Source organism: Klebsiella sp. AqSCr, from assembly GCF_008452795.1.
Classification (GTDB): Bacteria; Pseudomonadota; Gammaproteobacteria; order Enterobacterales; family Enterobacteriaceae; genus Klebsiella; species Klebsiella pneumoniae.
The window spans coordinates 1-1,054 of the sequence record NZ_MJDM01000024.1 but is presented as its reverse complement, the minus strand read 5'-3'; the positions used below and the strand labels follow the sequence as shown (position 1 = coordinate 1,054).

The 1,054-nt window shown below is 49.5% G+C and carries 1 protein-coding gene; it reads right to left on the bottom strand.

What is annotated here, in order from left to right; all coding sequences use genetic code 11:
* Positions 1-697: 697 nt before the first annotated feature.
* Positions 698-817: a type I toxin-antitoxin system Hok family toxin gene (locus tag BHE81_RS25745; protein ID WP_159376494.1), complete on the bottom strand. Its 120-nt coding sequence runs from the start codon at positions 815-817 to the stop codon at positions 698-700.
* Between the last annotated feature and the right edge of the window lie 237 nt (positions 818-1,054).

The following is a 1,054-nucleotide window of genomic DNA, read 5'->3' as shown; positions in this document are numbered from 1 at the left end:
TCATGCTGGCTCTCCTTTGGCTCACCCGCGACTGCGCTTCGCCTCACTGAGTTAAGTGGAACAATTTCTGTTCATTACGCAATCAACTGTATGACAGATGTCATACATAATCAACAAAAAAAGCCTGCTTAAAAAGCAGGCGAACATCACTGTATCATATAAGGAATGAACTGCAGTATCACCTGGCAGACCGGGCGACTGATTTACCAGGAAAGCGGATACCGCGCATTGCACGAATAAGTTATAGCAGCACTTTTCCGGAAGGAAAACCCGGCAGGCGGGCGGGTTAAGTGCTATGCAACCTGATGTAGCGCCGGGTTTCCCCGGGGAGCCTTTGGACAGCCTCACTGACTCGTGGTCTTTTAACTCTGCCGTTGCTGTTTCCACCCCTCCGTAAAGAGGGCTACGCTACAGAACGAACTTATCACCAGAACCCAAAAGTTCACAATCAATCGCTCTTTTTTTCAGACTGATGACAGGGTGTTACGAAGAATGAAGGATGTTAATGTGACTTGCGATTCATTGAATCCGTGTTGTAGGTAGATGAAAGCTTTTTGCCCGCCTGTCGCGCGGGCTTTTTTTCCTGCTTACAGGAAAAAGGGGCTACCGGTGAACGGTAACCCCTTCATAAAGGCGCTTCAGGCTTGTCAGACATCATCTCCCCTGAATGGCGGGGGCTTCCCCCCGCCGGGGTTAGCTACTTAGCGGATTCGTAAGCCAGAAAAGCCGCCACCTCCCTGTTCGTGTCCCTGTACCGGATTTCACAAAGTGATTTCCGGGTGAGGTAAGTGAATATCAGCAGTGTGAGGCACACTATTAATACGCACCCGAGCAGAGTGTTTCGCGGCAGTTTCATGGCCTTCTTCTCCTGTGTAAGTTCACACAGATATTGCAATTGCCTCAGAACACTAAAGGAGGGATTGCCAGATGTTGATGCAGCATACAGGTGGCCTCGTGGGTTAATGAAAATTAACTACGGGGCTTTCTGCTTTTTGCCACACAACACGGTAACAAACCACCTTCACGTCATGAGGCAAAAAGCCTCAAGCGCCAC